The 24,641-nt window shown below is 42.6% G+C and carries 25 protein-coding genes and 2 tRNA genes; 10 read left to right on the top strand and 17 right to left on the bottom strand.

Features of this window, described 5'->3' with window-relative positions:
- Positions 1 to 5: 5 nt before the first annotated feature.
- Complete coding sequence (gene groES / locus ACSFC1_RS00245; RefSeq protein ID WP_435564136.1) at positions 6 to 275, bottom strand: co-chaperone GroES; 270 nt, start codon at positions 273 to 275, stop codon at positions 6 to 8.
- Between the two features lie 261 nt (positions 276 to 536).
- Between groES and ACSFC1_RS00240 the strand changes: the two genes are divergently transcribed.
- Together ACSFC1_RS00240 and ACSFC1_RS00235 are read left to right on the top strand one after the other, a co-directional pair.
- Positions 537 to 1,397: a YitT family protein gene (locus tag ACSFC1_RS00240; protein WP_435564135.1), complete on the top strand. Its 861-nt coding sequence runs from the start codon at positions 537 to 539 to the stop codon at positions 1,395 to 1,397.
- 82 nt (positions 1,398 to 1,479) lie between these two features.
- The gene (locus tag ACSFC1_RS00235; RefSeq protein WP_435564134.1) at positions 1,480 to 1,680 is read left to right on the top strand and encodes a hypothetical protein; all 201 of its coding nucleotides are present in this window, start codon (positions 1,480 to 1,482) and stop codon (positions 1,678 to 1,680) included.
- On the opposite strand, the gene ACSFC1_RS00230 is transcribed toward ACSFC1_RS00235, so the two are convergent.
- Positions 1,658 to 2,773: a lysylphosphatidylglycerol synthase transmembrane domain-containing protein gene (locus ACSFC1_RS00230; RefSeq protein WP_435564133.1), complete on the bottom strand. Its 1,116-nt coding sequence runs from the start codon at positions 2,771 to 2,773 to the stop codon at positions 1,658 to 1,660. The genes ACSFC1_RS00235 and ACSFC1_RS00230 overlap by 23 nt on opposite strands.
- On the opposite strand from ACSFC1_RS00230, the gene ACSFC1_RS00225 reads away from it, so the two are divergent.
- Together ACSFC1_RS00225 and ACSFC1_RS00220 are read left to right on the top strand one after the other, a co-directional pair.
- The gene (locus ACSFC1_RS00225; protein ID WP_435565951.1) at positions 2,772 to 3,779 is read left to right on the top strand and encodes a rod shape-determining protein; all 1,008 of its coding nucleotides are present in this window, start codon (positions 2,772 to 2,774) and stop codon (positions 3,777 to 3,779) included. The two genes, ACSFC1_RS00230 and ACSFC1_RS00225, sit on opposite strands and share 2 nt — an antisense overlap.
- Positions 3,780 to 4,439 carry a hypothetical protein gene (locus ACSFC1_RS00220; protein ID WP_435564132.1) on the top strand — a complete coding sequence of 220 codons (660 nt, stop codon included), beginning with the start codon at positions 3,780 to 3,782 and terminating at the stop codon, positions 4,437 to 4,439. It abuts the gene before it with no gap.
- On the opposite strand, the gene ACSFC1_RS00215 is transcribed toward ACSFC1_RS00220, so the two are convergent.
- Genes ACSFC1_RS00215 through ACSFC1_RS00185 form a run of 7 tightly spaced genes read right to left on the bottom strand, consistent with a single transcriptional unit; the run spans position 4,399 to position 10,688 of the window.
- Entirely contained in the window at positions 4,399 to 5,271 is an 873-nt protein-coding gene (locus ACSFC1_RS00215; protein ID WP_435564131.1) for a tetratricopeptide repeat protein, read from the bottom strand. The two genes, ACSFC1_RS00220 and ACSFC1_RS00215, sit on opposite strands and share 41 nt — an antisense overlap.
- Positions 5,255 to 7,591, bottom strand: coding sequence for an alpha/beta hydrolase (locus ACSFC1_RS00210; RefSeq protein WP_435564130.1), 2,337 nt, complete (start codon positions 7,589 to 7,591; stop codon positions 5,255 to 5,257). The genes ACSFC1_RS00215 and ACSFC1_RS00210 overlap by 17 nt, the downstream gene beginning before the upstream one ends.
- 13 nt (positions 7,592 to 7,604) lie before the next feature.
- Positions 7,605 to 8,435, bottom strand: a complete 831-nt coding sequence (locus ACSFC1_RS00205; RefSeq protein ID WP_435564129.1) for a polyprenyl synthetase family protein — start codon at positions 8,433 to 8,435, stop codon at positions 7,605 to 7,607.
- Positions 8,425 to 8,979, bottom strand: a complete 555-nt coding sequence (locus ACSFC1_RS00200; protein WP_435564128.1) for a bifunctional nuclease family protein — start codon at positions 8,977 to 8,979, stop codon at positions 8,425 to 8,427. The genes ACSFC1_RS00205 and ACSFC1_RS00200 overlap by 11 nt, the downstream gene beginning before the upstream one ends.
- Positions 8,976 to 9,719, bottom strand: coding sequence for a lysophospholipid acyltransferase family protein (locus ACSFC1_RS00195; RefSeq protein WP_435564127.1), 744 nt, complete (start codon positions 9,717 to 9,719; stop codon positions 8,976 to 8,978). Before ACSFC1_RS00195 ends, ACSFC1_RS00200 begins: the two co-directional genes overlap by 4 nt.
- Before the next feature lie 15 nt (positions 9,720 to 9,734).
- Positions 9,735 to 10,391, bottom strand: coding sequence for a HesA/MoeB/ThiF family protein (locus ACSFC1_RS00190; RefSeq protein WP_435564126.1), 657 nt, complete (start codon positions 10,389 to 10,391; stop codon positions 9,735 to 9,737).
- 3 nt (positions 10,392 to 10,394) lie between these two features.
- The gene (locus ACSFC1_RS00185) at positions 10,395 to 10,688 is read right to left on the bottom strand and encodes a hypothetical protein (protein WP_435564125.1); all 294 of its coding nucleotides are present in this window, start codon (positions 10,686 to 10,688) and stop codon (positions 10,395 to 10,397) included.
- A gap of 35 nt (positions 10,689 to 10,723) precedes the next feature.
- On the opposite strand from ACSFC1_RS00185, the gene ACSFC1_RS00180 reads away from it, so the two are divergent.
- The 4 genes from ACSFC1_RS00180 (at position 10,724) to ACSFC1_RS00165 (ending at position 15,789) form a co-directional block, all read left to right on the top strand.
- Complete coding sequence (locus ACSFC1_RS00180) at positions 10,724 to 11,500, top strand: PfkB family carbohydrate kinase (protein ID WP_435564124.1); 777 nt, start codon at positions 10,724 to 10,726, stop codon at positions 11,498 to 11,500.
- Positions 11,497 to 12,441: an MDR/zinc-dependent alcohol dehydrogenase-like family protein gene (locus ACSFC1_RS00175; protein ID WP_435564123.1), complete on the top strand. Its 945-nt coding sequence runs from the start codon at positions 11,497 to 11,499 to the stop codon at positions 12,439 to 12,441. Before ACSFC1_RS00180 ends, ACSFC1_RS00175 begins: the two co-directional genes overlap by 4 nt.
- 133 nt (positions 12,442 to 12,574) lie before the next feature.
- The gene (locus ACSFC1_RS00170) at positions 12,575 to 13,204 is read left to right on the top strand and encodes a redox-sensing transcriptional repressor Rex (RefSeq protein WP_435564122.1); all 630 of its coding nucleotides are present in this window, start codon (positions 12,575 to 12,577) and stop codon (positions 13,202 to 13,204) included.
- A 62-nt stretch (positions 13,205 to 13,266) separates the two neighbouring features.
- Positions 13,267 to 15,789, top strand: coding sequence for an adenosylcobalamin-dependent ribonucleoside-diphosphate reductase (locus ACSFC1_RS00165; protein WP_435564121.1), 2,523 nt, complete (start codon positions 13,267 to 13,269; stop codon positions 15,787 to 15,789).
- 499 nt (positions 15,790 to 16,288) lie between these two features.
- On the opposite strand, the gene ACSFC1_RS00160 is transcribed toward ACSFC1_RS00165, so the two are convergent.
- Both ACSFC1_RS00160 and ACSFC1_RS00155 read right to left on the bottom strand, forming a co-directional pair.
- Entirely contained in the window at positions 16,289 to 17,050 is a 762-nt protein-coding gene (locus ACSFC1_RS00160) for a TspO/MBR family protein (protein WP_435564120.1), read from the bottom strand.
- A gap of 311 nt (positions 17,051 to 17,361) precedes the next feature.
- Positions 17,362 to 17,817 carry a hypothetical protein gene (locus ACSFC1_RS00155; RefSeq protein ID WP_435564119.1) on the bottom strand — a complete coding sequence of 152 codons (456 nt, stop codon included), beginning with the start codon at positions 17,815 to 17,817 and terminating at the stop codon, positions 17,362 to 17,364.
- Positions 17,818 to 18,097: 280 nt separating this feature from the next.
- Between ACSFC1_RS00155 and ACSFC1_RS00150 the strand changes: the two genes are divergently transcribed.
- Positions 18,098 to 18,185 (top strand) — tRNA-Leu (locus ACSFC1_RS00150).
- A 359-nt stretch (positions 18,186 to 18,544) separates the two neighbouring features.
- Positions 18,545 to 18,621: transfer RNA gene (locus tag ACSFC1_RS00145), tRNA-Met, on the top strand.
- 101 nt (positions 18,622 to 18,722) lie between these two features.
- Here the strand turns inward: ACSFC1_RS00145 and ACSFC1_RS00140 are convergent.
- The 6 genes from ACSFC1_RS00140 to ACSFC1_RS00115 form a co-directional block, all read right to left on the bottom strand.
- On the bottom strand, positions 18,723 to 19,214 hold the full coding sequence (locus tag ACSFC1_RS00140; protein WP_435564118.1) for a hypothetical protein: 492 nt from the start codon (positions 19,212 to 19,214) through the stop codon (positions 18,723 to 18,725).
- A gap of 94 nt (positions 19,215 to 19,308) precedes the next feature.
- Positions 19,309 to 20,943 carry a hypothetical protein gene (locus ACSFC1_RS00135; protein WP_435564117.1) on the bottom strand — a complete coding sequence of 545 codons (1,635 nt, stop codon included), beginning with the start codon at positions 20,941 to 20,943 and terminating at the stop codon, positions 19,309 to 19,311.
- A 225-nt stretch (positions 20,944 to 21,168) separates the two neighbouring features.
- Complete coding sequence (locus tag ACSFC1_RS00130) at positions 21,169 to 21,996, bottom strand: MurR/RpiR family transcriptional regulator (RefSeq protein ID WP_435564116.1); 828 nt, start codon at positions 21,994 to 21,996, stop codon at positions 21,169 to 21,171.
- Positions 21,986 to 22,876 carry an ROK family protein gene (locus ACSFC1_RS00125; RefSeq protein ID WP_435564115.1) on the bottom strand — a complete coding sequence of 297 codons (891 nt, stop codon included), beginning with the start codon at positions 22,874 to 22,876 and terminating at the stop codon, positions 21,986 to 21,988. Before ACSFC1_RS00125 ends, ACSFC1_RS00130 begins: the two co-directional genes overlap by 11 nt.
- Complete coding sequence (locus tag ACSFC1_RS00120; RefSeq protein WP_435564114.1) at positions 22,873 to 23,691, bottom strand: carbohydrate ABC transporter permease; 819 nt, start codon at positions 23,689 to 23,691, stop codon at positions 22,873 to 22,875. Before ACSFC1_RS00120 ends, ACSFC1_RS00125 begins: the two co-directional genes overlap by 4 nt.
- A gap of 4 nt (positions 23,692 to 23,695) precedes the next feature.
- On the bottom strand, positions 23,696 to 24,586 hold the full coding sequence (locus ACSFC1_RS00115; RefSeq protein WP_435564113.1) for a carbohydrate ABC transporter permease: 891 nt from the start codon (positions 24,584 to 24,586) through the stop codon (positions 23,696 to 23,698).
- Positions 24,587 to 24,641: the final 55 nt, after the last annotated feature.

Here is a 24,641-nt window from a genome sequence, read left to right as displayed (position 1 = left end):
TCCTTTCACTCTTCGATCTTCGCAAGTATGTCATTCGCATCGATTATGATGTAGTCAACATCATCAATCTTGATTTCCGTACCGGCATACTTTGAAAAGATCACTTTGTCTCCTGCCTTTACATCGATGTTCTCAACTTTTTCCCCTACAGCGATGACTTCTGCCTTCATGGGTTTTTCTTTCGCTGAATCTGGCAGTACTATTCCTCCTTCGGTCCTCTTCTCTTCCTTCAAGGGTTTGATCAAAAGTCTCTCACCAAGCGGTGTTACTTTCATACACAAACCTCCTTTCGATCTCCAATATTATCACTCTAAGTTATCGAGTGCTAATTATAGGATACACTACTCTTCTGAAGTAATCAAGTGTCATTTTTCCTAATTATCTGTGAATAAGAGTGAGAAATAGAGATTATTACCGTTTAACCACCCATTTAAAGGATTTTTCTCTGCGAATCGTACCATTTTGTCCTCATACACTCAGAGGCAATTGTATCCTGTGAAGCATGGTAGAATCTTCTTGAAAAAAGGGGTGAGTCTGTGAACAAGGCTCTTATTCTGAAGGAGTACGTCCTTGCGACCGTTGGTGTTATCATAACGGCTGTTGGGTTGGTCGCCTTCCTGATACCCAACAATATAGCAGCAGGTGGGGCAAGTGGTCTTGCTATGGTGTTGAACGGTCTGCTAAAACTTCCAGTAGGTGTTTGGATGTACATAATCAACGGTGCACTGTTCCTGATAGCCTTTATCACCATAGGCTTTGATTTCAGCGCAAAAACCATATACTGCACCTTTCTTATAACTTTTTGCGTCGATCTTTTTGATAGATTCATCAAGATACCAAAGTACATAGCAGGTGACATGATGCTTGCTGTCTTTTTTGGAGATGTTCTAACGGCTATCGGAATGGCAATCACTTTCACCCAAAATGCTTCGACAGGCGGAACTGATATCATCGCTCGTATCTTCAATAGATACTTTGCTTCTTCAATGGGCACAACTTTATTGCTGATTGATTTTGTCATAGGTTTGTTCGCGGGGTTCACTTTTGGAGCAAAGACCGGTATGTACGCAATTCTTGCCATAGTGATCAACGGTATGACCATAGATTTTGTGATGAAAGGTATTGAAACTTCAACCCAAGTAATCGTGATTTCAAAAAAGAACGACCAAATAGCCGATTTTGTTCTCTATCAACTGAAGAGAGGAGCTACCTATTTGAACGCACAAGGTGCTTATACCAAACAAGACAAGAAAATGCTACTCATAGTTTTGAGAAGGAGAGAACTCGGAGAGTTAATTTCTTTCATAAAAAAGACAGATAAGAGCGCTTTTATAATAGTCAGTGAGGCACGCTATACATTTGGAGAGGGTTTTCAGAACATCAAGAATGCATTTTGAACCCTCATATGTGGATAGACATGAAATCGAAAACTATTGGTACAAATGACGTGCAGCACATTATGCGATCAGAGGTGATATTTTGAGAGCTATTTCGAATATCTTTTTCTTCGCAGGATCGGCAGTTTTGCTCTTTGCAATCCTGAGTTTTGAGCTAGGCTTGAGGGCAATGAAAAACGAAGAAAAGGAGAAGATGAAAGGACATAACAGAAGGGGCTGGAAAGCCCTGCTGATCTGTGGTATAGCTTATGCTTTGTCCTTTATGATTGCTTTGTTTGTTTGATATCAAGAAATACCTTAGGCAAGATCAACGATCCGGCAACTATTATTGCGTAGTAAGTGATTAGCCTCCAGGTGATCACAGTTGCCACTACGACCTCTTTTGAAAACATATTTCTGAACATCATGTAGAAAGCGCCTTCAACACCACCTGATGAACCTGGCGTCGGCAGAAAATAGACAACCATTGTCATCACCAGTATCGCACACAAAAACTCGAAATAATTCGATCTGATGCCAAAACCCACCATCAGTACGTAGGGAATACTCACACTGATCAAGATCTCTGACGCCGTAAGTATTATGTTCAGCAACAAGACAGGCTTGGAACGATTCCACAAGCTCTTCAAAAGGTCGAAATAATTTGTCAAAGAGTCCACAGTTTTCTTGAAAACCACCTCTGTATTTCTTCTGGTTATTCGGGACAATATCCTTGTGAGAAGCTTCGATGTGAAGATCTTGTAAGTGAAAGTTTTGGAGAATATCAGCAACAAAAAGAACAAGTACGCGCTGCAAGTCAAGACCAAGCCCGTGTACACAAGAAAGGCCGAACCAGCATCTGATATGATCCTCTTGCCAGCAAAGATGAGCAAAAGAAAAGAGCCACTGATCATCACAGACAGTGATGTGATGAACTTAACTCCAATAGCCATTGAAGAACGCTCTATTAGAACACCATTTTTCACCAAATGATAGATTTGAAAAGGCTGTCCTCCTGCTGAAAAAGGTGTGATGGCACTGGTGTAAAGGCCCAGTATCGTGTTTTGAAGACAAAGCCGATAACTGACTTTCTCACCATTCAGCGATAAGAGAAGTTTTGTCCTGAGGGCATCTACAAATACGAGAAAAATGTAGCTACAGCAAGCGAGTAAGAAAAACCCCATGTTCATGGACTTCAGTGCTGCAATGATTGTCTCTCTTGCACCGAAAAAAGATATTAGTCCGGTCATGCCCAAGCTTAGAATTATGCCTATCAAAATCTTAGTTAGCACAGCTATCACCTTTTGCCATATTACTCTATCATGTTCTTTTGTTTTTTCAAAGTTCGTGATAAAATCAAGCTGAATCGTTTCAATGGAGGCTGATTTCGTGAACATGAGACGTGACCTTGGTATAGATCTTGGTACAGCAAATACACTCGTGTACGCACGGGGAAAAGGAATCATTATAAATGAACCATCTGTAGTTGCTATTAACGCAGATACCGGTGAAGTTCTAAAAGTTGGAATGGAAGCAAAGATGATGCTTGGCAAAACCCCCGCATCGATAATTGCACTGCGCCCATTGAGAGATGGAGTCATAGCCGATTACGATGTAGCACTTTCAATGCTCAAATACTTCATTGGGAAGACCAAACCGACGATTTCTTTTCTCAAGCCAAGAATTGTGATAGGGGTACCCATTGGAATAACAGATGTGGAAAGACGTGCCATATTAGAAGCTGGTCTTGAAGCAGGCGCCTCAAGGGTTTTCTTGATAGAAGAACCCATGGCGAGTGCGATAGGAATAGACCTCGACGTTGAAGAACCAAACGGAAATATGATCGTCGATATAGGTGGAGGAACAACAGAGGTTGCTGTTATATCACTCGGCAGTATTGTCGTGTGGGATTCAATAAGAATTGCTGGTGATGAAATGGACGAAGCAATCGTTCAGTACGTAAGAGAAACCTACAGAATAGCAATCGGCGAAAGAACTGGCGAGAAGATAAAGATGGAAATAGGAAATGTCTACAGAGCCGAAGAATACGATGCACTTGAAACAACTGTAACCGGTATCGATCTTTCCACTGGACTGCCAAGGAGAACTGTTTTGAGAGGAGCTGAGATTCGTGAAGCATTAACAGTACCAGTAGCTGCCATAATAGACAGCATAAAGTCCACGTTGGAACGAACTCCACCAGAATTGGCAACAGATATCGTTGAACGTGGCATAGTCGCAACAGGTGGAGGATCGTTGTTGCGAGGTATCGATAGGCTAATCGAAAAAGAAACAGGAATTAAGGTTGTTAAAGCAGAAGATCCGCTGACATGTGTTGCAAAAGGCGCTGGGAAAGTTCTCGACAAAGTGGAAATATTGAAGAAACTTCAGCAGGTGGACTGAATGCCTGTCAGGCAAGTTAACCAGTTGGTCGCGTTTTTGTTTGTTTTTGCACTCATCTTTACACTCGATGTGGTTTCATCGCAGTTCATAAGTTCCATTTTGTATCGCTTTCTAAATCCTCTCTCGGTGATCCCATTCAAGAGCAGAATATTCGCAACGCATGTCGTAGAAGGTATTAAGATCTCTCTAAATCAGAACGGTTCAGAAAGATCTCATCAACCATTACAGCTTCCCTTGGGAGACCTTGTCGTCCTGGGTCTCAGAGGGGAATACATCGTTGCAGTTGGCGAATCAAAACCAGGTGACGTGGCAGTTGACCCAGATAAAGGACGCTTGGTTGGGATCGTCAGGAATTCAGACAATCAAGTGACCTGGATAGAATCAATCTTCTCTTCACAGGTGATCGTGCAAGTCACACTGGAATCATCTGGTACCAAAACCGATGGAGAACTTTTTCTCGGAAACAGAATCAGAGTTTATGAGAACATTGACGTAATTGGCTTTGAGGTTGAGATATCAGACACCTTCCCTTGCGGTACTCTTTTGAAGAACCTTGGATACGCGAAAATTGGCAGAGTCATTGATAGAGAAGGGATTTACTACATAGTTGACAACAGTTTTACCGTTCCCTCTCGTCTTCTGATCTTTCCGGGGTATTGATTATCTTTTGCATCAAATCTGATAAGATCTTCGCGTCTTCTTCGTCATAGGCATTCTTTTCTTCGAGCTTCTTTAGAATTTCAAATGGATCCTCTTGGGAACTTAAAGTCACTGTCTGCTTTGGCTGTTCTTTGGAGAGTATCTCTTGAACTATCGAGTCAAGTTGGGCTTCGATTTCTTTGAGTTTTTCATCGTTTTCAGCAACAGTAGTTGCGTTTTCTTGTACAGATATCTCTTCAATGAGTTTCTCAACTTCACCTATGCTGTTTTCAACCTTTGCCTCAAGGGTTTCGACGGTGGGTTCCTCAACATTTGTTGCTGCAACAGTTCTCTTGTGTCGTTTCCTCAAAAAATAAACGGCAAGAAAAGTCAGTGAAAAGCTAAGGGTGAAGACACCAAGTACAAGGAACAAAGGCAATCTCTTTTCCTTAGATGGTTCCTGTGAGGTCACAGTGGAGGTTGTCTGGGAAACTCTAGACCTTATCCAAACCATCCATTCCTCAGTTGGTTGACCTCCTCGACGAATCAAATCCAATATCTTCGCTGCGATAGGGTTACTCCTCTCGTACGGTTCAAGATACGCCTTTGCTTTCTGAAGATCGCCAATCGCAAATGCACAGATACCCATTTTTAATTTCAGCAGGTTATCGTAAGATTCCAAAGATGGTTCTATCTGAATCGCCTTTTCAAACCACTGTAAAGCTTGCTCGTACTTCTCTGAAGCATAAGCGTTCAAAGCAGATGTGTAATACTCGTTAACCCCATAGGTCAAGACTGCAAGCAAGACTACCACAAATCCAACCAAAAACCTGCTCTTATTGAGGCAGTTCATAGACCTCTATCCTCCTGTCTACGAGTGCGTAAACCTCCCTTGCCGTCGGTAAAATCTTTCTCAGTGTACCGTTGAACTTGTGAATCTCTCCCTTCACATTCATACTCTTTTGGTCAAAGAGCAGGGCAGAAGAATTTCCACAAATAAAGAGATATCTATCACCAAAACCCATGAAGATAGGATCTATCCAACCTTCGGCAACGATGAACTGAGCTTTCGTAGAAAGATCATAGAAAACCACTGAATAGCTCCTCAAACCCAAAATCAAGAGATTTTCCTTTCTGACACAAGCTGTGAAATCAACTGATCTGCCCTTGGCATTTATCTGTGAAGAATTCAAAAGTTCTTTTAAGGAACCATCAGTACTCGAGATAACATACACAGCTTCATTTGTGAGTAAATGTGGAAAATCACCATCTACAAATTTCGCATACTCACCCGGCAGATCAGCCAATCTTTTCCACTGATTTTCCCACTTATAGAATACCAATTTCTTCTCCTTTGCCACACCGAAGATACCGATATCACTGACCAACACATCTACAAAGTTGTTGAGCAAGTTCACATTGTCAACTCGAGAAAATCTGTTTCCATCATACAAAACAGCACTCTTATCACTGAAGAAACCAAGTTTGCCAGAAACAACATGTGCATATCTAAGTTCTCCTCTATACAAAAGTTTTGAACCTATGTCATACAATCCATCATCACGCTGTATCAGAATTTTTGAGTTGACTTGAAAGATATCGATCGCATTTTGCAGCTGCAGAGTCTTTGTCCTTTTCATGAACTGAGCAACTGTAAATGAATTCGGAACCTTAATCTGTAAGGATTGTGTGGTCTTTTGTATGCTTTCGGACTCCCTCGCTCCAGAAACTTTTTCTGGATATGTCTCAGCTTTGTACTGCGGAATCTTCAGAGGCTGGTAAGCCAGAAAAGTCTTTATTTTTTCCTGAAACCTTGAAGAGAGATAACAATCAAAGAATGAACCCTCCGCCACAAAAAACTCTACTCCGTCGATCTTCGCACTCTGCAATGTTACTACACCATCACCTACCTCACTAGCCAACTCAGGATAAAAAATCTCGATTGGTGTTCCTTTAACGTTTATTGACATAGGTGGGCTATTTCCAGCAACACACAAGTACTCTATGTCTTTTCTGGGACTGCCCAATAAATTGAGAAGTTGAGAAGACACAGAGATTTCCCTGTAGATTGGACCAATGGATTCAAGATAGAAGAGTAGATGTGACTTTATCGAATCCACAATCGATCTGTCCAAACCGAAATTGGTCGCAACTATATTGGAGGGTTTGTCGAAGAAAAGCGTCCCGAAGTAGATTGGATTCACTACATTTGTTCCTTTGTTTGGTGTACTCACCAAGACAATTTTTCTCACATTTCTGATCTCTGGGTGTCTTTCGACCGCCAAACGTGCTATCAGGCCGCCGATACCATGAGCGAGGATGTCAAAATCAAGGCTTTTCAATCTCATAAGCTCGGCTGCCAGTTTTTCGGCTTCGTAGAGTAAGTAACTGCTCAAAGTACTTGTACGCGAGAACTGCCGAAATCCATTCATGTACGATTTGGATTTCGTGCTAACTATTGGATATTCATAATACATAATCGTTCGATTTGGGAAAATCTCATCCCACAGATTGATTTCCTGTTTGAAAGTACTTGGTACAAAACCAAGAAAGTTCCTGTCCATGTCTGGGACAAGCAAAAGAACTGGTTCAACACTTTTCGAATTTTCCTTGATCAACTGTAGACCAAGCTTTTGCTTCTGCGGAACATCTGCTATTATCCCAATCACAGAAGCATGAAAGGCTTCGACTTCAACGTACGCACCTGATTCATCCATATCTATATGAGCACCGCCAAGAGTCCTGTAAATCGGCTCAGACAAATTGGGAATGTAAGCCAATTTCACATTGCCATACTCCTCGCCGAGATAAAGATTTTTCGGAAGCCGATAACGAATCACCACAGGTCTCATCGCAAATTCCTCTATTCTGTCAGTCGGAGAAACCTCGTAAACCTCAGATACAAAGACTGTTGAAAGCTGAGGATGTAAATTTGAAAGCGTTATTCTCTTTATCTCAAAACTCTTTTGTCTGTTGTATGCACCTTCTGGTACCGAGATCGTCAAAGCTTGTGTGACAATACTCGCAGCCTTTTCCGGAGTTGCAACAAAAACTCTTCTGAAAATCTTTAAGCCGAAAAAAACGACCAGAACAACAGCAATACCGGCCGTGGCTATTATCAAAAGTAACTTTTTTCTCGCCACAGTTTTCAGAACTTCCAATATCTTTTCCACCATTCTCACTCTCTCAGTTGGCAAAACTTCTGAGAAAACCTGTCAGTTCTTTCATCTGCAGTTTCTCTAACCTGTTGATAACTCCCTTAAATAAATTATCGGCAAAGATCTGGGCTTTCTGCACACCCATGATACTCACTACTGTGGGTTTGCCAAGAATTTTATCTCTTCCCACTGATTTGCCGGTTTGCTTCTCATCAGCCAGAAGATCCTTCAGATCGTCGATAATCTGAAACCATACACCAAGCAGAGTTCCCAACTTCGACAGCTTGTCGATCAGATCAAACCTTTCAGAAAGTATTGGTCCACAAGCCAAGCAGAAAGCAAAAAGTGCACCTGTTTTCTTCGCATACATTCTCAAGACGTTACCGAGCTCCTCACTTTTACCAGTGTATTCAACATCCAATGATTCACCTATCAAGACATCATAAGTTGCCCTTGAGAACACCTCGAACAAAACTGCCTTTTGCAGAGGAGTGGCATCAGACAAACTGAGTACCTCGAATGCCTTCAACATCAAACCATCCCCTGCGAGTATGGCAAAGTCATTTCCATAAACCATATGGCAAGAAGGTTTTCCTCGCCGAAGTGGTGAGTCGTCTATTTGCGGTAGATCATCGTGAATTAAAGAAGCTGTATGAAACAGTTCAACCGCTAACGCTGGATGCCAAACCAAATCGATCTTTACTGACATGTCCTCGCTGGAAAGTTTTATCAAAAGTGGTCTGAGTCGTTTTCCGCCAGATGAGAGACTGTAGTTCATCGCTTCCTCAACTTTCGTTGAAGAACCTATCAACTTTGCTAACTTTTCGTTGAACTGCTTGAGGAATTCTTCATTCTTCATCCTCTTGGTCTTCCTTTGGCTCGTCTCTGAGCATCTGTCTGAACTTGTCGATATCCAAGTTTTCAATGAATTTCTTGAACTCTTCATCTGAAGTCTCTTCTGGTATCTGCAAATCGATCGCGTGTTCATCCACTATCTCATTGCTCACATAGATTGGTATACCCTTTTTCACAGCAAGAACGATTGAGTCAGATGGCCTGGCATCTATTTCTATTAACGCGTGTTCATCCGAACCTTCGTCTTCTTCACCTTCGACATACGTCAAATCCCTTATCACCAATGTTGCATGGTAGACGTTGTCTTTCACAGAATGAATAACTGCCTTTTCAAGACGAGCATCGAGGGCTTCCAAGATGTTGACAATCAAATCATGTGTGAGTGGTCTTGGAAACCCAAGCCCTTCAAGACTTATTGCCAAGGCGTTTGCCTCACAAGCTCCAATCCATATGGGTACCACCTTGTTTGTGCCCTCGATACCAAGTATGACCACAGGGGAGTTGTGTACCTTATCCAATACCAATGCCTTGATCCAAGCCCTTCTCATTTCAGATCACCTCCGCTGGCTTTGAGCCGTTCTACCCCAAGACGCACGGTTTCTTCTACCTTTCTGGTGAGTTCTTCTTCATTGGAAAAGTTCGATGGATCGATCGGTGGGTGAATGATCATCGACACAGGACCCGGGTTCAGAAAGAGGCTGCGCTTGGGTACCAAGAATATTGTACCCCAAATTGAAACAGGCAGAACTTTCACACCAAGTTTTCTTGCCACCTTGAAGATAGCCGTCTTGAAGTTGCCAACAGTACCATCTATGGAACGAGTCCCTTCGGGGAAAATCAAGAGAGAATGCCCACTCGACAGAGTCCTCATGATTTTCTTGATCACCTGCGCACCTTCCACGGGATTTTTCCTATCCAAGAAAAATCCTCCCATGTACTTGACGAACCAATTCACACCAGGAACCTTCAATAACTCTTTCTTGGCGACCATTGGCATCGGTCCTATATATCCAAGAATCAAAGGTATATCCATCAAACTCTGATGATTTGCAACCACAAGGCAGTTGCTCTGTATGTTTTCCACACCCAAAACAGTTATCGGTGAAAACATCCACTTGAAAGCATTTCTGCCAAAGATCTTTATCTGTTTATCCACAAATCTTCTCGCTTTCTCTTTGCTAGCGAAAAGCTTTATCATGAAACCTATGAGTAGAACAATCGTACCGTAAACTAGAACATACAAGACGGCTGCTACGAGAAAATACACCGTTACGAGAATTCTTTTCACAATATCACCACCAGTTCAGACGATTCTCACTTTTTCAAAACTGTTTCTTAGAAGATCGACCAGCAAGATTTCACCCACCAACGAGTCTTTCATGCCACAGATGAGTTTGATCACCTCAGCTACCTGTACACTCGCCATCAATACAACTAAGGGTGGAAAAACCTGCCTTACCCTGTGATCGTTCACGCCCCTAAACAAATTTCTTAATGTTGGAGTCTTGCCATAGACGATTGTCGTGGCTTGACCGATATACCCTTCGACACCGGCATGCACAAGTGGGATCGACCTTCTCTGACACAGCTCATCGAGTACGAACTTCGACTTGAAGTTATCAAGGCAATCCACGACAACATCAACATCAGGTAAATTGAAGCTCTCATCTATAGTATCTTCAATCGCCAGCAACTCACAAGATGGACTTATTCTTTTCAGTTTGACCAACGCCTCTTCTACTTTTTTCTTTCCAAGGCTATCTCGATCGTACAAGATCTGCCTGTTCAAATCTGGCTCATCAACAGAAGCGTTGTCTGTAAAACAAAGACTACCAACCCCTGTTCTGACAAGCAATGACAAAACAGCGCAGCCAAGTCCACCTGTGCCGGCGACAAAGACCTTTGCTTTGTGGAGTCTTTCCATACACTCACCGAGTAATTCGTTGTGCCTTTCAAACATCTCTCAACCACCACTCACAGGCACAAAGATTACCAATTCACCTTCTCTCAACGAATTAACATCGGCATCTAAGATGTTGATCCCGTTGTTCAGAGCAACAACCCAACTCTTTGAAAGTTTGCCATCTTTTTCTGCCAGAAGATAGACACTCTCTTCCTTCTCGTCGACTATTAGTTCTACACGTTTGTTTAGACTCTGTGAGATAGATTGAAAGATCTTTTTTAGACTGCTTTCTTGTACCTCTATTTCTTTTACTCCAACCAATGTATCTGCGATATTTCCAAATCTAATCTTCACATTCTCACCCCGATTTCTATTATACTTTTCGATGGGTGATCTTCATAAAAGTTGCAGTTGTGGGTGGAACCTTCTGGGATGTCTACATATATGGTGAACAGCCACACAGTTCAGAAATACTAGAAATGTGCGGAGGTTCCGGGCTGAACGTAGCCTATGGATTGAAAAAGAAGGGATTTGATGTCCAGTTCTTCTCGAACATCGGTACAGATTACAGAGCCGAATTGATCCTTCAACACCTGGAGAAACTCGAGTTCAGCACCGAAGGTATCAGAAGAATTCCAGACCGCACAGGTTACCACATAGCCTATAATGAAAGACCTATCGCCGTTGACAGAGGAGTTAATAGAGTCGAGATACAGATAGATGAAGAACAGCTCGCACAGTTCGATTATCTTTTTGTTAACACCGAGGTCCCTCCAAAGAGTATCTACAAGCTCCTTGAGCTCTTCAAAGACAAAATGGTATTTCTCGATATCGGTCCGCTTGCAAACTTGGATTCAGAAAAACTCAATCGCAACAACCTTTTGATAATCGGCAATGAAAGAGAAGCTCAGAAAATCAACTGCCACGTGGTCAAACTTGGACCAAAGGGAGCAAGATGGGAAGAACTTTTTGTAGATGGAGATGGTGTAGAGTATCTTTACAGAACTGGATGTGGAGACGTCTTTGATGTCGTTCTCATCTCACATCTGTTGCGCTCGAAAACTCGCGTAGAGGCATTGAGAATGGCAGTGAATGAAGCACAAAGACTTGCCAAATCAGTGAAAGGAGCTTTTAGCAAGATGGAGAAATTGGGTGATGAACTGTGAAGGCATTATTTTACGACGGTGAAAAACTCAAATTGTTGGACATCGAAAGACCACAGATCAAAGCCGATCATGCACTCATCAAGGTTACAATGGCTGGTATTTGCAACACAGATCTTGAGATTCTCAAGGGTTATATGAATTTCAGAGGGATCTTGGGTCATGAATTCGTCGGTGTGGTTGAGGAAGGTCCAGAGCAATTGATTGGCAAGAGAGTTGTAGGAGAGATAAATATTCCATGCGAGAAGTGTGATCTCTGTTTGCAAGGATTACACAGACACTGCAGAAGTATCAAGGTAGTTGGCATAAGAGACTATGATGGTGTCTTTGCCGAGTATGTACTGCTACCTCTGAAGAATCTTCACGCGGTACCAGATGAAGTGGAAGATGAAAGGGCAGTTTTCATTGAACCACTCGCGGCAGCCTTCAGAATACTTGAGCAGGTTCAGATAACAAATTCTCAAAGTGTAGCAGTCTTGGGAGACGGCAAACTCGGTTTGATCATCTCAAAGGCTCTCAGCTTTTCAAAAGTGAATCATCTGCTCTTCGGAAGACATACAGAGAAACTTTTAAGAGCACGGTGGACAGCCACAGAACTATCAGAGAATTTCAAAAGGTATGACCGATACTTTGATATTGTCATCGATGCAACCGGAAGAAAATCTGGCATTGAACAAGCACTTTTTCTTGTGAAACCCGAAGGAACGGTGGTTTTGAAATCAACGATCGCTGATGAAATGACTATAAATCTGAGCAAAGTAGCAGTCAACGAGATAAAGATAATCGGTTCCCGATGTGGACCTTTTACCAAGGCTATATGGGCTTTAAAAGAGGGCTTAGAAGTTCGTGATTTGATCGAAGCGATCTATGATCTTTCAGAGTACGATAAAGCCTTTGAAAGAGCGGGCAAAGGATCGCTGAAGGTTATCTTTAAGATGGATTGATCCCGCAACCTTTGTGAATTGTCCTGTTTAAAAGTTCAACTCAGTCTCTGTCGTTGGTGAAGACGAAAGGTTGTCTTGAGCCGATTTTGATGGTAAAATAATCTTGTGAAAAACTGAACTAAGGGGGTTTGACATGAACCGCATTCCAAAACCAACCATCAAAAGGCTTGCTATCTATTACAGATGTCTTGAAAGGCTGAGGGAACAAGGTGAAGAAAGCATTTCTTCTAAAAGACTTGCCCAGCTGATGCAAATAAAAGATTCACAGGTGCGCAAAGATCTTTCCTATTTCGGAACTTTTGGAAGGCGTGGAATTGGCTATAACATACAATATCTAATGGACGAAATTCAGAAAATACTCGGAATCAACAAGAAATGGAGAGTTGTGATAATCGGTGCAGGTAATATAGGCCAAGCCATAGCGAGGTTCAAGCAAATAGAAAAACACAACTTTGAGATCGCTGGAGTTTTCGACGTTGATACCAAGAAGATAGGAACGAAGATAACCGATGATTTAACCATTTCCAGCATGGAAAATCTCGAAAGCTTCATCGATCAAAACCATGCTGAAATCGCCGTCATAGCGACGCCCGCGGAAGTTGCACAGGCTGTTGCAGAAAGATTGGAAAAAGCAGGTATAAGGGGTATAATATGTTTTGCCCCAGTAACCTTAAGTTGCAGTGTACCTGTTGAGTATGTGGACATAACGGTTTTCTTCAAAACCTTGGTCCATTATGTTGTGTCACAAGAATACAATATATAGTACCTACTTGCCACCATACACAATCTGTAGTATAATTCCCCCGGAAGGGGGTTTGATTTTTTATGTACTCAGATCTTATTCAAAGGTACAAAGAGATCGTACCGTCGGAAAACGCGACGAAAATACTCAAAGAGAGGTATCTCATCAAAGCACCAGATGGGCAGTTCTTGGAAAACTCATGGCATGATGTTGCCCGTCGTGTTGCTCGGGTGATTGCAACCGCCGAACTGTTGAATAACCCCAATTTCGAGCAATTCTCCAGCACTCAAAAACTCGAGTTCGTGAAATCTCTTGAAGAAGAATTCTTCAATTTGCTGGCAAGTAGGATTTTTATCCCAAACAGTCCCACACTTTTCAACGCTGGAATGGGTGTGGAACACAACCTTCTCTACAAACCGATTGAGCAGATGACCTTAGAGGACTACGAAAGAATAGTGAGCTCGAGAAATCATCTTCACATGCTCTCTGCTTGCTTCGTTGTGCCAGTTGAAGACAGTATAGATGGCATCTTCACTGCAGTTAAGGAATACGCCTTGATAACAAAAGCCGGAGGAGGCATAGGTAGTAACTTCAGTCCACTGAGACCTAATGGAAGTTTCGTTGCCGGAACTCATGGCAAGGCTTCAGGACCGATAAGTTTCATGCATGTCTTCAATTCAGCTGTGTCTGTTGTAGAACAGGGCTATCGCAGACGTGGTGCATTAATGGGCATACTGAACATCAATCATCCAGATATACTCGAGTTCATCTCTGCAAAGAAGGGAAACGATGGTGAAAAGGTGTTGAGGTTTTTCAACATTTCCATTGGTATTCCAATGAGACGCGAGGAACTTTTGAGGATGTACGAGAACAACGGCACAGTCAAACTGACGCATCCGAGATGGCAAGGGCAAAAAGATCTTAGAGTCAGAGAAATCTTTGAGAAGATGGCGCAGAATGCTTGGGAAACAGGAGACCCAGGAATGGTCTTCTTGGGAGAGATGAACAGATACTATGCCCTCTACCCAGAGAGGGAAATAATCTCAACAAACCCGTGTGGAGAAATAGGGCTTGGGGCTTATGAGGCGTGCAATCTTGGTTCTATAGACTTGGCGAAGTTCTGTGATGATTCTGGACATTTTGACTGGGAGGCTCTCGCCAGAGTCGTTAGGCTCTCGGTGAGATTCTTAGACAACGTGATAGATGTCAGTGTCTTTCCCATAGACAAGATCACCAAAGCCGTCAAAGACTCGAGAAGACTTGGACTCGGAATCATGGGATTTGCAGATCTCTTATACAAAATGGAGATTCCATACGACTCACAAGAAGCACGAAAACTTGCAAGAGACATAATGGCTTTCATGTCTTTGAATGCACATGAAGAGTCCTCCAAGCTTGGAGAAGAAAAGGGCAACTTCCCTCTTTACGAAAGGAGCAGATACCGCACAGAGGAAAACTTCATACCATTCTCGATGGACGAAAGCCAATACGATCAAGAACTGATTGAACATTTCAGAACATTGGCAAGAAAATACAAGAGAAATGTTGCTGTGCTTGCAATTGCGCCTACAGGATCTATCTCAAACATTGCCGATACCTCTTCTGGACTTGAACCAAACTTCTTACTCGCTTATGTGAGATATGTCAACAAACAGAGCAGTAATGAACGAGAGGCATTGTTTTATGTTAACGAAGTTCTCAAAAAGAAGATCCCAGCTGATTTACTCGAAAGAATAAAAGATAAGCTCATCGAAGATGGGACTATGAAACATCTGGACGTAGATGAGAGACTCAAAAAGATCTTCGTCGTTTCACACGACATAAAGCCCATGGATCACCTCCTCATGCAAGAGGCATTCCAATCTTATGTCGACAACAATATCTCAAAAACTATAAACATGCCCAACAACGCCACTCCCGAAGATGTTCTGGAAATCTACGTTGAAGCTCTGAAACACAAAATAAGGGGACTGACCGTCTATCGAGATGGCTCACTGCAAACACAAGTTTTGACATCGGCAAAGTCTGTGAAAACGAAAGATGCGCCTAAAATCAAATTCTTCATCCTCGATGAAAAACACAGACTGAGGGCGAAACCGAGGAAAGAAACCCTTCGAAGCGTTACGAGAAAGTACAAGACACCTTCTGGCACTACTTACATAACTGTCTCCTTCGACGACACTGGTGAAGCAATAGAAATTTTCTTGTCGAATGGTACTGAAACTGCTGAGGCTATCGGAAGACTTTCCTCAACGGCACTACGTGCAGGTGTTTCTGTAGAAGAGATCATCGAGCAACTGGTTAAGGTAAAAGGAGAGTACGTGAGAAATGTTGGGTATGAGATCAAGAAAGCCATAGAGGATTTCGCGGAGCTCTGGACACAGAAAGAAATCGTACAAGATGAATTTCTCAAGATAGACGGAACGGCTAAGACACCAGAAGAAATAGAGAAATTCGTGGTTGCAAATGGCCTTGAATGGAAGCAAGGTTACTACGTAGATTTGGACGGAAACACATACTGCCCATCTTGTCTTTCGAAGAACTCGTTGATAATGCAAGAAGGGTGCACCAGCTGCAAAGTGTGTGGATGGTCCAGATGTAGTTGAGATTCTGTCATCTTCTCAGATAGGGAATACTAAGTTCCATAAAGCGTTATCTTTTTCTATGGGGATGGGGGGCTTGGTTTATTCATAAGTGTTCAAAGTTCACAAGGAATTTTGTACTCACACTCACACACCAAAGTTGAGAATAAGTGAAAAAGTTGAAAGCAAGAGCCAGATGGAAAAAAACCAGACAGCAAATAAAATATGTTCTGGTTAGATTGGATAATGCATAAAAAGTACACAAAAATGATTGTCATCAATGACTTCACAACCATAAGACTACGATTCAGGGAAATATTTCTTGGCAACCAAATTCAGTTATTCTTTGATCTTTGCAAAATCACACCTTAAATCCAACATAAATGGATCGATATCTATGACTTTGCCTCGTTTCAGTGTCGGGAGCTCGAAATTCATCCTTTCAAAAGCTCTTGCTTTTCTCAATAATTTCACCACGATTGTTGAGGTTTGCTTCGGGGACTATTCATTCGGCAATTAATCTCTAAGGCCTTTCGTCTTCTCTTATGGGCATTGAACAGTATTTGTTCTTGTAAAACTGAATCACAGATATGCCAACAAGCACAACCAAGCCTATCAGTGCTATCTTAGGCAATATTTCGTACTGCTTGTTGAATCCTTCTGGCGATGTCAGATTCTTGTATATGCCATAGTACGCCCAAGCAATGGGAAGAGGAAAAATGACATTCTTGATCTTCGACAAAACCAGCCACGTGAGTAAAACCGCAACCGAAAGAATCAACACACCCCAGATCTCAGAAGATATACCGAAGCCTTTCCACTCAACACTCACAAGCCAAAGAGTTATATTCGCTACCGTTGCAATGAACAGCCAACCGGAGTACAAGCCGAAAGTTACCGGGAACAGGAATCTTCTCTGAGTCTGAAGCTTACCAATCTTCTGAACGATGAACACATCTGTTAAAAGCAGTCCAAAAATCGCTAATGTTGAAAGTCCTATCAGGTCAAAAGAGAACAACACGATCCAAACAATATTGAAGATGCAAGATAACCAAAACAGTAGACTGATCTCATCGATCATTCTGCCGTAATAACTGTCCTGGTGCCTTATTATCATAACCAAGACGGAGGAAATCAAGAGAATATAGATCAAACTCCAGATACTGAATGTGGAGGGTGCCGGTGTTATCAATGTAGGATACGAATCGGAAACGTCCTTCTGTGAACGCCCGTTGATAAAACCAAAGGCTCCCAGTGCATTCACAACAAGCGTTAGGACAAGCAAGATACCACTAATAAAAGCCTTCTTTCTTCTACTCGTACAAATAACCTCCTCAAAAGATTCATCCAGTTTCCATAGATTGGTCTTTATTTAATTATACATTGACACGCAAAAACTTTGATTTTATGATTATGCTGCTTCTCTGTTGTACAAAAACCCTGATTCCCAAGGCTTTCGACTATAACACACCAACGTCCAAAACTTTGGATAATCGTTCCGTGGCGAAAAACATTATCCTTTTCACTTCGGTTTCAAAGATGATAGACATGCATGCTTATTGAGTGATGCTTTTGACTTCTCTATAAGGGGGCACATTATGAATTATTACTTTTGGAACTCACCGCAGGATTTGAACTTATCTTTCTAAGTAAGCAAAGACCTGCTATGCCAGTTTCAACAACAGCTGAAATATACAAGACTATCGCTGTGAGTACTAGTATAAATGGCCAACCTTTGGATTCTATGTCACCCGAAGCAAGACCTGTTACAACAGCTATGCCTTGCCCTGTGAACAAAAGCAGAACTGCTGATAGCAATCCAAGCCCAATATGCTTCATGTAGTATTTTGTTCTCAGTGAGATCCAAAAAAGAAGAACCGCTCCTGAAAGAAATATCAGAAACATCTCTGCAGGCATTAAGAAGTCAAACAAAAATACACCACTTTCCATCAGTTTTATTACGGAGAGCAAGACAGGAAATACCAACGGGGTCCACGCAAGGATTAAACCTATAACAGTCAGCACTTTATTTACACTTAATCTGCTCGCCAAGAACTCATCTCCTACCTTCAAGTATACTCTTCTTTCATTCTAACGTCCTTGTGCTGATGTTCTTCTTTAGCCTGCACCTTTTAATCACATGAAAAATCGTACCTGCACTCTCAAATCTTCTGCACCTTTGAGCACTAACAACAAAGAATATGAATGGCAAGATATTCTTGTTGGTTACTTGAAATCTTTCTAAAGCATTGATTGATGATACTTGAAGCTGTTTCTTGAAAAGATATTGTCGTATCTGGTATAATGAACCGTTGAGAAGAATACTTTGGCTGCCGGGGTGGCGGAATAGGCAGACGCTGCGGACTTAAAATCCGCTGGAGGGAGCCTCCGTGTCGGTTCGAGTCCGATCCCCGGCACCAGTTTGCAGAGATTTTCACAGCCTCAAAGACAGTTCTTCTTCCCTTGAAGCGTAACGACATTCTCGTGTCTTCAGACATGAATAGTTTATATGTGTCAAAACAAGCGTCTTCACACTCGATTTATTCTGTGATTTATGTTATGATAAACACGTAGGGTTGGGACGACCCGAGCTTAACGGCTATACCTGTGGAGATTGGGTCTCTACTGTTGGGAAGTAAAACTTTAGCTTTTCAGCAGCAAGCTCGGTCAATGAAGCAGGAAGCCCGTGATTTTAGTCATGGGCAGTTCACGCAAGGCTCTTTCTGAGCTTCAAATGATTGACAAGGACTATCGAAGAGGGTATAATTATCCTTAGCGTTGCGGGGTGGAGCAGTCCGGCAGCTCGTTGGGCTCATAACCCAAAGGTCGCAGGTTCAAATCCTGCCCCCGCTACCAGAATTTGAAAGGGGAGGAACGATGTCCTCCCCTTGTTTTTTGGAAAGTTTCCAAACCCCTTCGCAACCGAGCTTCAAATTCATCAAAAAACTCTCGAAGCTTCATTTCGCAAACAGATCCAGGTCGCAGTAGGTTGTCGAATCAACGCCTTTCCACAGAGTTGCCCAGCTGTTGTCAGCGAGTTTGATCATTATGTCATTCTCTGGACAGTACTTACCGTTAACTGTAGTGTTCTCTCGGAAGTGAATCTCGACCGTGTGTCCGATGTAAGTTGAACCAACGAGGTCAAAATGCGCCCAGTTCGCTATGGAGAAGTGCTTCCCGTTCCACTTGTTTTTTGGTAGCCAGTGCACGACTCCTTGCCTTTTCCCGTCGACGTAAAATTCCACGTACGCGTCAGCGTCCTTCGCTGTCATGTAGTAGAAGCGATGCATGTCTTCGGTACAGTAGAACCGGACGTAGTCATCGTTGTGTTGAAAGAACGCACCGATGTAGGGGAAGTCTGTTCCCCAAGTCTTGTTCTTGAAGGTAGCACCCGTCGTGAGAATCAGTACCATAACCAACGTCGCAGCCAGCACCACTTTCTTGACCATGTTAATCCCCCCTCGACTCGCCCATCTGATCAGATGGGCATATATTCGAATATGTAGAACTTGGTCATTAAAAGTTCATTAGAAGCTTTGCTCCTCAGAAGGTGTACGTACCACTTGCAAGTTCCCTTTCCCAATTCCAGAACTGGTAACTCACCGACGGAATGCCACCGCACAGACTCTGCAGCCATCCAGCCATCTGAACTCCTCCGGATGTACTTATTCCACCTTTTATTCGATAACCGACCTGGTTTGAAGATCCTGTTGTGTATGTCTCTCCTTTGATCGAAGGTGTGAACCTCACGAACGGTCCTGCAACGTAATAAATGTACGCAGCGAGCGTGAATGGTAGTCGCCCGGTTGTATCAGTTGCAACTTTGGCATTGGCTTGGAAGCGTACATTTGAGTAATTGACATTGTAAGTTGGAGTAGTTCTCCAGCTGCCGTTTTCGTAGGTGACCTTTAAAGATGTGCTCACCGCGTAAGTTGAGGAGAAACTGAGTCCTATTGAACCTCTGATAAGTGCCTCCGCCTCGACATCCAGACTTGCCTCTAAGACCAACACCACTGGGATGGTGCCCACCCAAAAAACCAGGACTGTCGATTTTCTTGCGAGGTCCTTAGACCAGCTTGCCTGTAGAGTGCCACCCGAAGAGACCTCCAGTGAAGGAGTCAAAGAAGGTGAGAACGACACAGCCGTTTCAAACTTTTTGAGTCTGTAGCTCCAAGAGAACCAACCAGTCTGCACCCACTCGTGTTCCCATGTCAACGAAACATTGAAAGCGAGCGTGACGGTGATCTTTGGCGTTACCCTGAGTGGTCCAGAGCTGAAAGTGTACGAGAAAAGTTCTCCCGAGGAGACGCTGAAACCCCAGCTGCCCGAGAAGTTGTCTCTCATGATTTCCTCTGGAGGACGAACTGGCTTGGTCAAACCTTCACCCCTGATCTTTTGGTTGGAAAAGATTACCTTGAAAGATGCATAGTCACGCAGGTTGCTCAGCACAACAGCGCTCATGGTTGGATCTAACAAGTTCTTTGGTGCACCACCGGTTATGTTGATGGTCTCTCTCAGCACATATCCTCGTGGTTTTCTCTCCAGCACTGCTTTATAAGTGTTTTGCCCGCCGAAATCCACATTCCACGTCGTGCCAGCCTCTTTTTGCGTCGGCAGTGCGGGTGATATCGCCTCGATGATGGAACCCTCAGGCAGGACCACCTCTGTGATCTTTGTAGTCTCCAAGGAGTTCTTCTCAGAACCAAGGAACACGGAGATGAAAATCTTCTCGTCCAGCTCGTTCTTGAAGTACCTGAGCAAAGCCGCTGCGATCGACTTTTCGTCCCCTTCGAATCTTTTCCGTCCCAAGACGAACTGTTTGTTCTCGTAGCTCAAGAAACCCTGGGCTTTCATTCTCACAGTCCACTTGAAGCCATCGCTTGGGTGAATTTGAAGATCGCCGATCGTAAGAGAAGGAGTTGTCCCGTACAGGAAATAATACGATTTGCCAAGTTCGTTCGAAAGTTTCCTGAGGAGCGTCATATCTGTTTGGAGCTGGTCGAAGTAGATTTTATAATATTTCGATAGCTCCGAAGGTGGTACCGACTCGGTTCTCGTGATGATCGCTGAGCCATCGTGCTGGATCTCAATGCGCTCCTCAATGGTCCTTTTGAACTGCGCCGCGTTCAAAACGATCGAAGTCAGTACAACCACCGTGATCAGAATTTTCTTTAACATACTATCTCCTCCCTTCAAAATACATTGAGATCTTCGGTGAATCGCGAAGATTCTCATTCTTGAAGGGTAAGGTGTGCTTGGTGCGGCTCGATACGACTGTCGAGGAGGTTCCAAGGCTCGCAGAGTTCCTGACTGTTTTGTGAAGAGATGCTCGATTCGTTTCAACTCTATTGGGGACTGATTAAAAAACGATTAAAAGCGGAGAATCGTCGGCTTCGATTTGATTCAGTATATCCACCTTTCGACAGAACGCGCGGTACGGTTCACATTTTGAATAGCTCTTTCCCCGAGAAGCAACTTAGTTTGTTCAAAAAGTACCTCCAAGACATGCAATTGCGCTATTTTCGACCGTATTGCACCGCTTTGAAATGGGTTTTCTCTGATAGCAGTGAGCAACACAAAATCTGCATACTGAGTAAGAGGCGATTTATTGTAACCTGTAATGGCAATCACACAGGCTCCATTTTGTTTTGCGAGCTGTGCCATATCAACTACAACGGCTGTTGAACCACTTTGGGAAAACGCAATTACACAGTCTTTTTCATCACATCTCGACATACTCATAACTTGGAGGTGTGAGTCTGGCATGTACTTCACATCTAGTCCTATTCGCATGAATTTGTAGTATGCATCGAGTGCTGTTACACCAGAAGCACCTACACCGAGTAAATAGAGGCTCCTACACGCTGATATCTTTTCTGCACACTGACAAATTACCTTCTCGTTCAATTTCAACAGTTTTGAGGTTTCTTCTATTGCTTTGACATGATTCTCCCTGACCATAGACAGTACATCTGACTGATTTGTCCTTTCCTCTTGACGCCCAAGACTTCTTGCCAAGGCTATCTTGAAAGGATGAAAACCAGAGAAACCGAGTTTCTGGCAAAAACGCACGATCGTTCCTTGACCTACACCAATCTCATCGGCAAGTTCTGTTATACTCATATCAATCGTTTCATCCGCATGATCAATCACAAATTGGGCGAGTTTATTTTCTTTTTCAGTAAAATGCCTTTGGTTTATTTTGATGATTGTTCGAACATCATCTGTCATCCAATCGACTCCCGAGTAACCTTTCTTGAGCATGGATTGCTGCCCCAATTATACCAGCATCATTACCAAGAACTGAAAAATCGATTTGCGAAACTTTATACAGTGACTTGTCAGAGTATATCCGAACATGTTTTCTGAGGATCTCAAGTGCCCCTAAACCAAGTTCACAAAAACCACCACCGACTACAACCACTTCTGGGTCCAGAGTGAGAAAAATTCTATCAACTAATATGGCTAGATCTTCACATACTTTTTCCACAGCCAAAACTACTTGTGCATCTCCTTGCTTGAATCTATCTATCAACCTTTTCCTGTCTTTTTCGTGTGAGTATTTGTGCAGGATTTTCATGGAGATATATGTTTCTGCACACCCTTTCTTACCACAATTACAAGTTCTGCCATTTGGTCTGAGTATCGTGTGACCCATCTCACCAGCTTCCCAACAGTGTCCGAAAACCAGCTGATTATTTAGAACAATACCTCCCCCTAACCCTGTGCCAATTGTTAACAAAACTAAATTTGAAACATTCCGACTCCTGGCTTCAGCCAGTGCAGCCGCACGCGCGTCGTTGAGAACGAAACAAGGAACTTTGTATTGGTTCTCTATAATCCTCGAAAGTGATAATCCTGACCAATTAGGTACATTGGGAGATGCGTATAGAATTAAGCCCTTGTCTGAGTCAACTCTCCCAGCTGTGGCGATGGCTATAAACTGAGGTTTCTCATCATACGTGAGTAAGTCTTCTATCACCTTGCAAAGGGTATCCAAGGGTTTTCGTTTATTCAAAGGTCTCACACTTTTGAATAGTATTCTATTATTCTCTACCACACCTCCTTTAACTGTTGTACCTCCGATATCGACGCCCATCGCATAAGTCATTCTTTCATACCCCCTGAGAATGCTTCCACAAGGTACTTTTGAATGTAGAAAGCGAATATGAACGGAGGTATCACTGCAAGTGTTGTGGCTGCTGCGATTCTTCCCCATTGAACTCCCCATGCAGTTATGAACAAACTAGCGCCAACAGTAAGAGTGGTAGCCTTCTTAATACTCAGGATTAGAGCAAAGAGAAATTCGTTCCAAGAGTATATAAAGCTCAAGATAAATACAGCTGTTATTGATGACGAAAGCATTGGAACTATTATTCTGATAAGAGTCTGAATCCTTGTAGCACCATCTAGAAAAGCTGATTCCTCGATTTCTTTTGGTATGTCCTGCATGAAACTGGCAAGCAAAGGTAAAGCAATAGGGACATTAACAAGTATGTGTATCAGAATTATACCTGTTCTTGTATCCACCAGGTTGAGGTGTTTGAACAAAACATAAACTGATGGGGCAAATATTATAAGTGGTACAGCTCTTAGGTTGGTTATAAAAGCAATAAGTGATGGTGAACCTATTCGCAGTCTTACAATTGCATACGCAGCTGTAAGGGAAATAAAAACAGTAATAGTAGAAGAAAGTAGCGCAATAAGCAGACTATTAACGAGGAATTTTGAAAAGAGAAAAGTGGGACTCGTGAAAATGTCGGCATAATGTTTGAGCTTTGGAAGGAAAACCAAGGTAGGTGGTGACTGTGAGATAGTAGCATTGTCTTTGAGCGAAGTCATCACAACATTGATCAGTGGTAGATTAAAAACCAATATGATTAGAAGTAAGACGAACCAGTCTAGAAAGGTTCTCTTCCTTTTCATGTCCTCACCACTTTCTTTTGATCAGCTTAACAACACACAAAACTGGGGCTAGCATTATCAGAAACAATACTATCCCCGCTGTACCTGATAAACCGTGATCACCCATCGTGAACCCTGTTCTGTAGATAAAAATACTGATGCTCGTCGTCAAATTACCTGGACCGCCCCCTGTGAGTACGTAGATCGAATCAAAAACTCTAAATGACTCAAGGAACCTCAAGAATGCTGCTGTCGCAATGGCAGGACGTATGTAAGGTAAAAGAACGTAGCGGATTTTATTGATGGTTCCTGCACCATCTATGCTGGAAGCTTCTATCAATTCCACCGGGACCCCTAGTAGAGCTGCATAAATAATTAGGAAAACAAACGCTGTCCATTGCAACGCATCTATACCAACCAGAGTCCAAAAAATATTTTTAGGGCTGAAAAAATCTATGTCTATACCAAAGAGAAATTTCACGTAACCTGGCACAAGCCCTATGAAATTGTTAAACAGTATTCTGTTCATGAGGCCGAACAGCGAAGGAGCCATAAACATTGGATTTATGAGAAGGGTGAACAACAGTTTCATACCGCGAAACTTTGAGTAGAAGAAATAAGCTAGGATAAAACCTAAAATCAATTCAATGAGTGTTGTTACCGAGCCAAACGTTAAACTAAACTTTAATGAAGCCCAAAATGTCCTAGAGTACGGTAACCTTGCATAATTCTCAGCACCGACAAATGTTGAATCCTCAAGGATGCCAAAATACACATTCCTAAGACTTATATAAAATAAAGACACGAGAAGATAAGCAAAAAATACTATCAGACCGATCAAAGGAAGCAGGAATAAGGAATTTGTAATCTGCTTTTTTTTAGCGTAACTTATAGTTCTCCACTCCTTTCCTTCCAAGCTTCTTCACCTTACTAAGAAATCCCCCGCGCAAAAACAGCGGGGGATTGTACAA

The sequence above is a fragment of the Pseudothermotoga sp. U03pept genome (assembly GCF_051235805.1).
In the GTDB taxonomy this organism is placed as follows: domain Bacteria; phylum Thermotogota; class Thermotogae; order Thermotogales; family DSM-5069; genus Pseudothermotoga_B.
Note: the sequence above shows the minus strand (reverse complement) of the source record. Positions and strands in the feature narration are given on the sequence as shown.

Coding starts and splice junctions, on each gene's coding strand:
- groES (WP_435564136.1), bottom strand. CDS start 275: ATGAAAGTAACACCGCTTGGTGAGAGACTTTTGATCAAACCCTTGAAG.
- ACSFC1_RS00225 (WP_435565951.1), top strand. CDS start 2,772: ATGAGACGTGACCTTGGTATAGATCTTGGTACAGCAAATACACTCGTG.
- ACSFC1_RS00230 (WP_435564133.1), bottom strand. CDS start 2,773: ATGTTCACGAAATCAGCCTCCATTGAAACGATTCAGCTTGATTTTATC.
- ACSFC1_RS00220 (WP_435564132.1), top strand. CDS start 3,780: ATGCCTGTCAGGCAAGTTAACCAGTTGGTCGCGTTTTTGTTTGTTTTT.
- ACSFC1_RS00215 (WP_435564131.1), bottom strand. CDS start 5,271: ATGAACTGCCTCAATAAGAGCAGGTTTTTGGTTGGATTTGTGGTAGTC.
- ACSFC1_RS00205 (WP_435564129.1), bottom strand. CDS start 8,435: ATGAAGAATGAAGAATTCCTCAAGCAGTTCAACGAAAAGTTAGCAAAG.
- ACSFC1_RS00200 (WP_435564128.1), bottom strand. CDS start 8,979: ATGAGAAGGGCTTGGATCAAGGCATTGGTATTGGATAAGGTACACAAC.
- ACSFC1_RS00190 (WP_435564126.1), bottom strand. CDS start 10,391: ATGTTTGAAAGGCACAACGAATTACTCGGTGAGTGTATGGAAAGACTC.
- ACSFC1_RS00170 (WP_435564122.1), top strand. CDS start 12,575: ATGAACCGCATTCCAAAACCAACCATCAAAAGGCTTGCTATCTATTAC.
- ACSFC1_RS00165 (WP_435564121.1), top strand. CDS start 13,267: ATGTACTCAGATCTTATTCAAAGGTACAAAGAGATCGTACCGTCGGAA.
- ACSFC1_RS00140 (WP_435564118.1), bottom strand. CDS start 19,214: ATGGTCAAGAAAGTGGTGCTGGCTGCGACGTTGGTTATGGTACTGATT.
- ACSFC1_RS00135 (WP_435564117.1), bottom strand. CDS start 20,943: ATGTTAAAGAAAATTCTGATCACGGTGGTTGTACTGACTTCGATCGTT.
- ACSFC1_RS00130 (WP_435564116.1), bottom strand. CDS start 21,996: ATGACAGATGATGTTCGAACAATCATCAAAATAAACCAAAGGCATTTT.
- ACSFC1_RS00125 (WP_435564115.1), bottom strand. CDS start 22,876: ATGACTTATGCGATGGGCGTCGATATCGGAGGTACAACAGTTAAAGGA.
- ACSFC1_RS00120 (WP_435564114.1), bottom strand. CDS start 23,691: ATGAAAAGGAAGAGAACCTTTCTAGACTGGTTCGTCTTACTTCTAATC.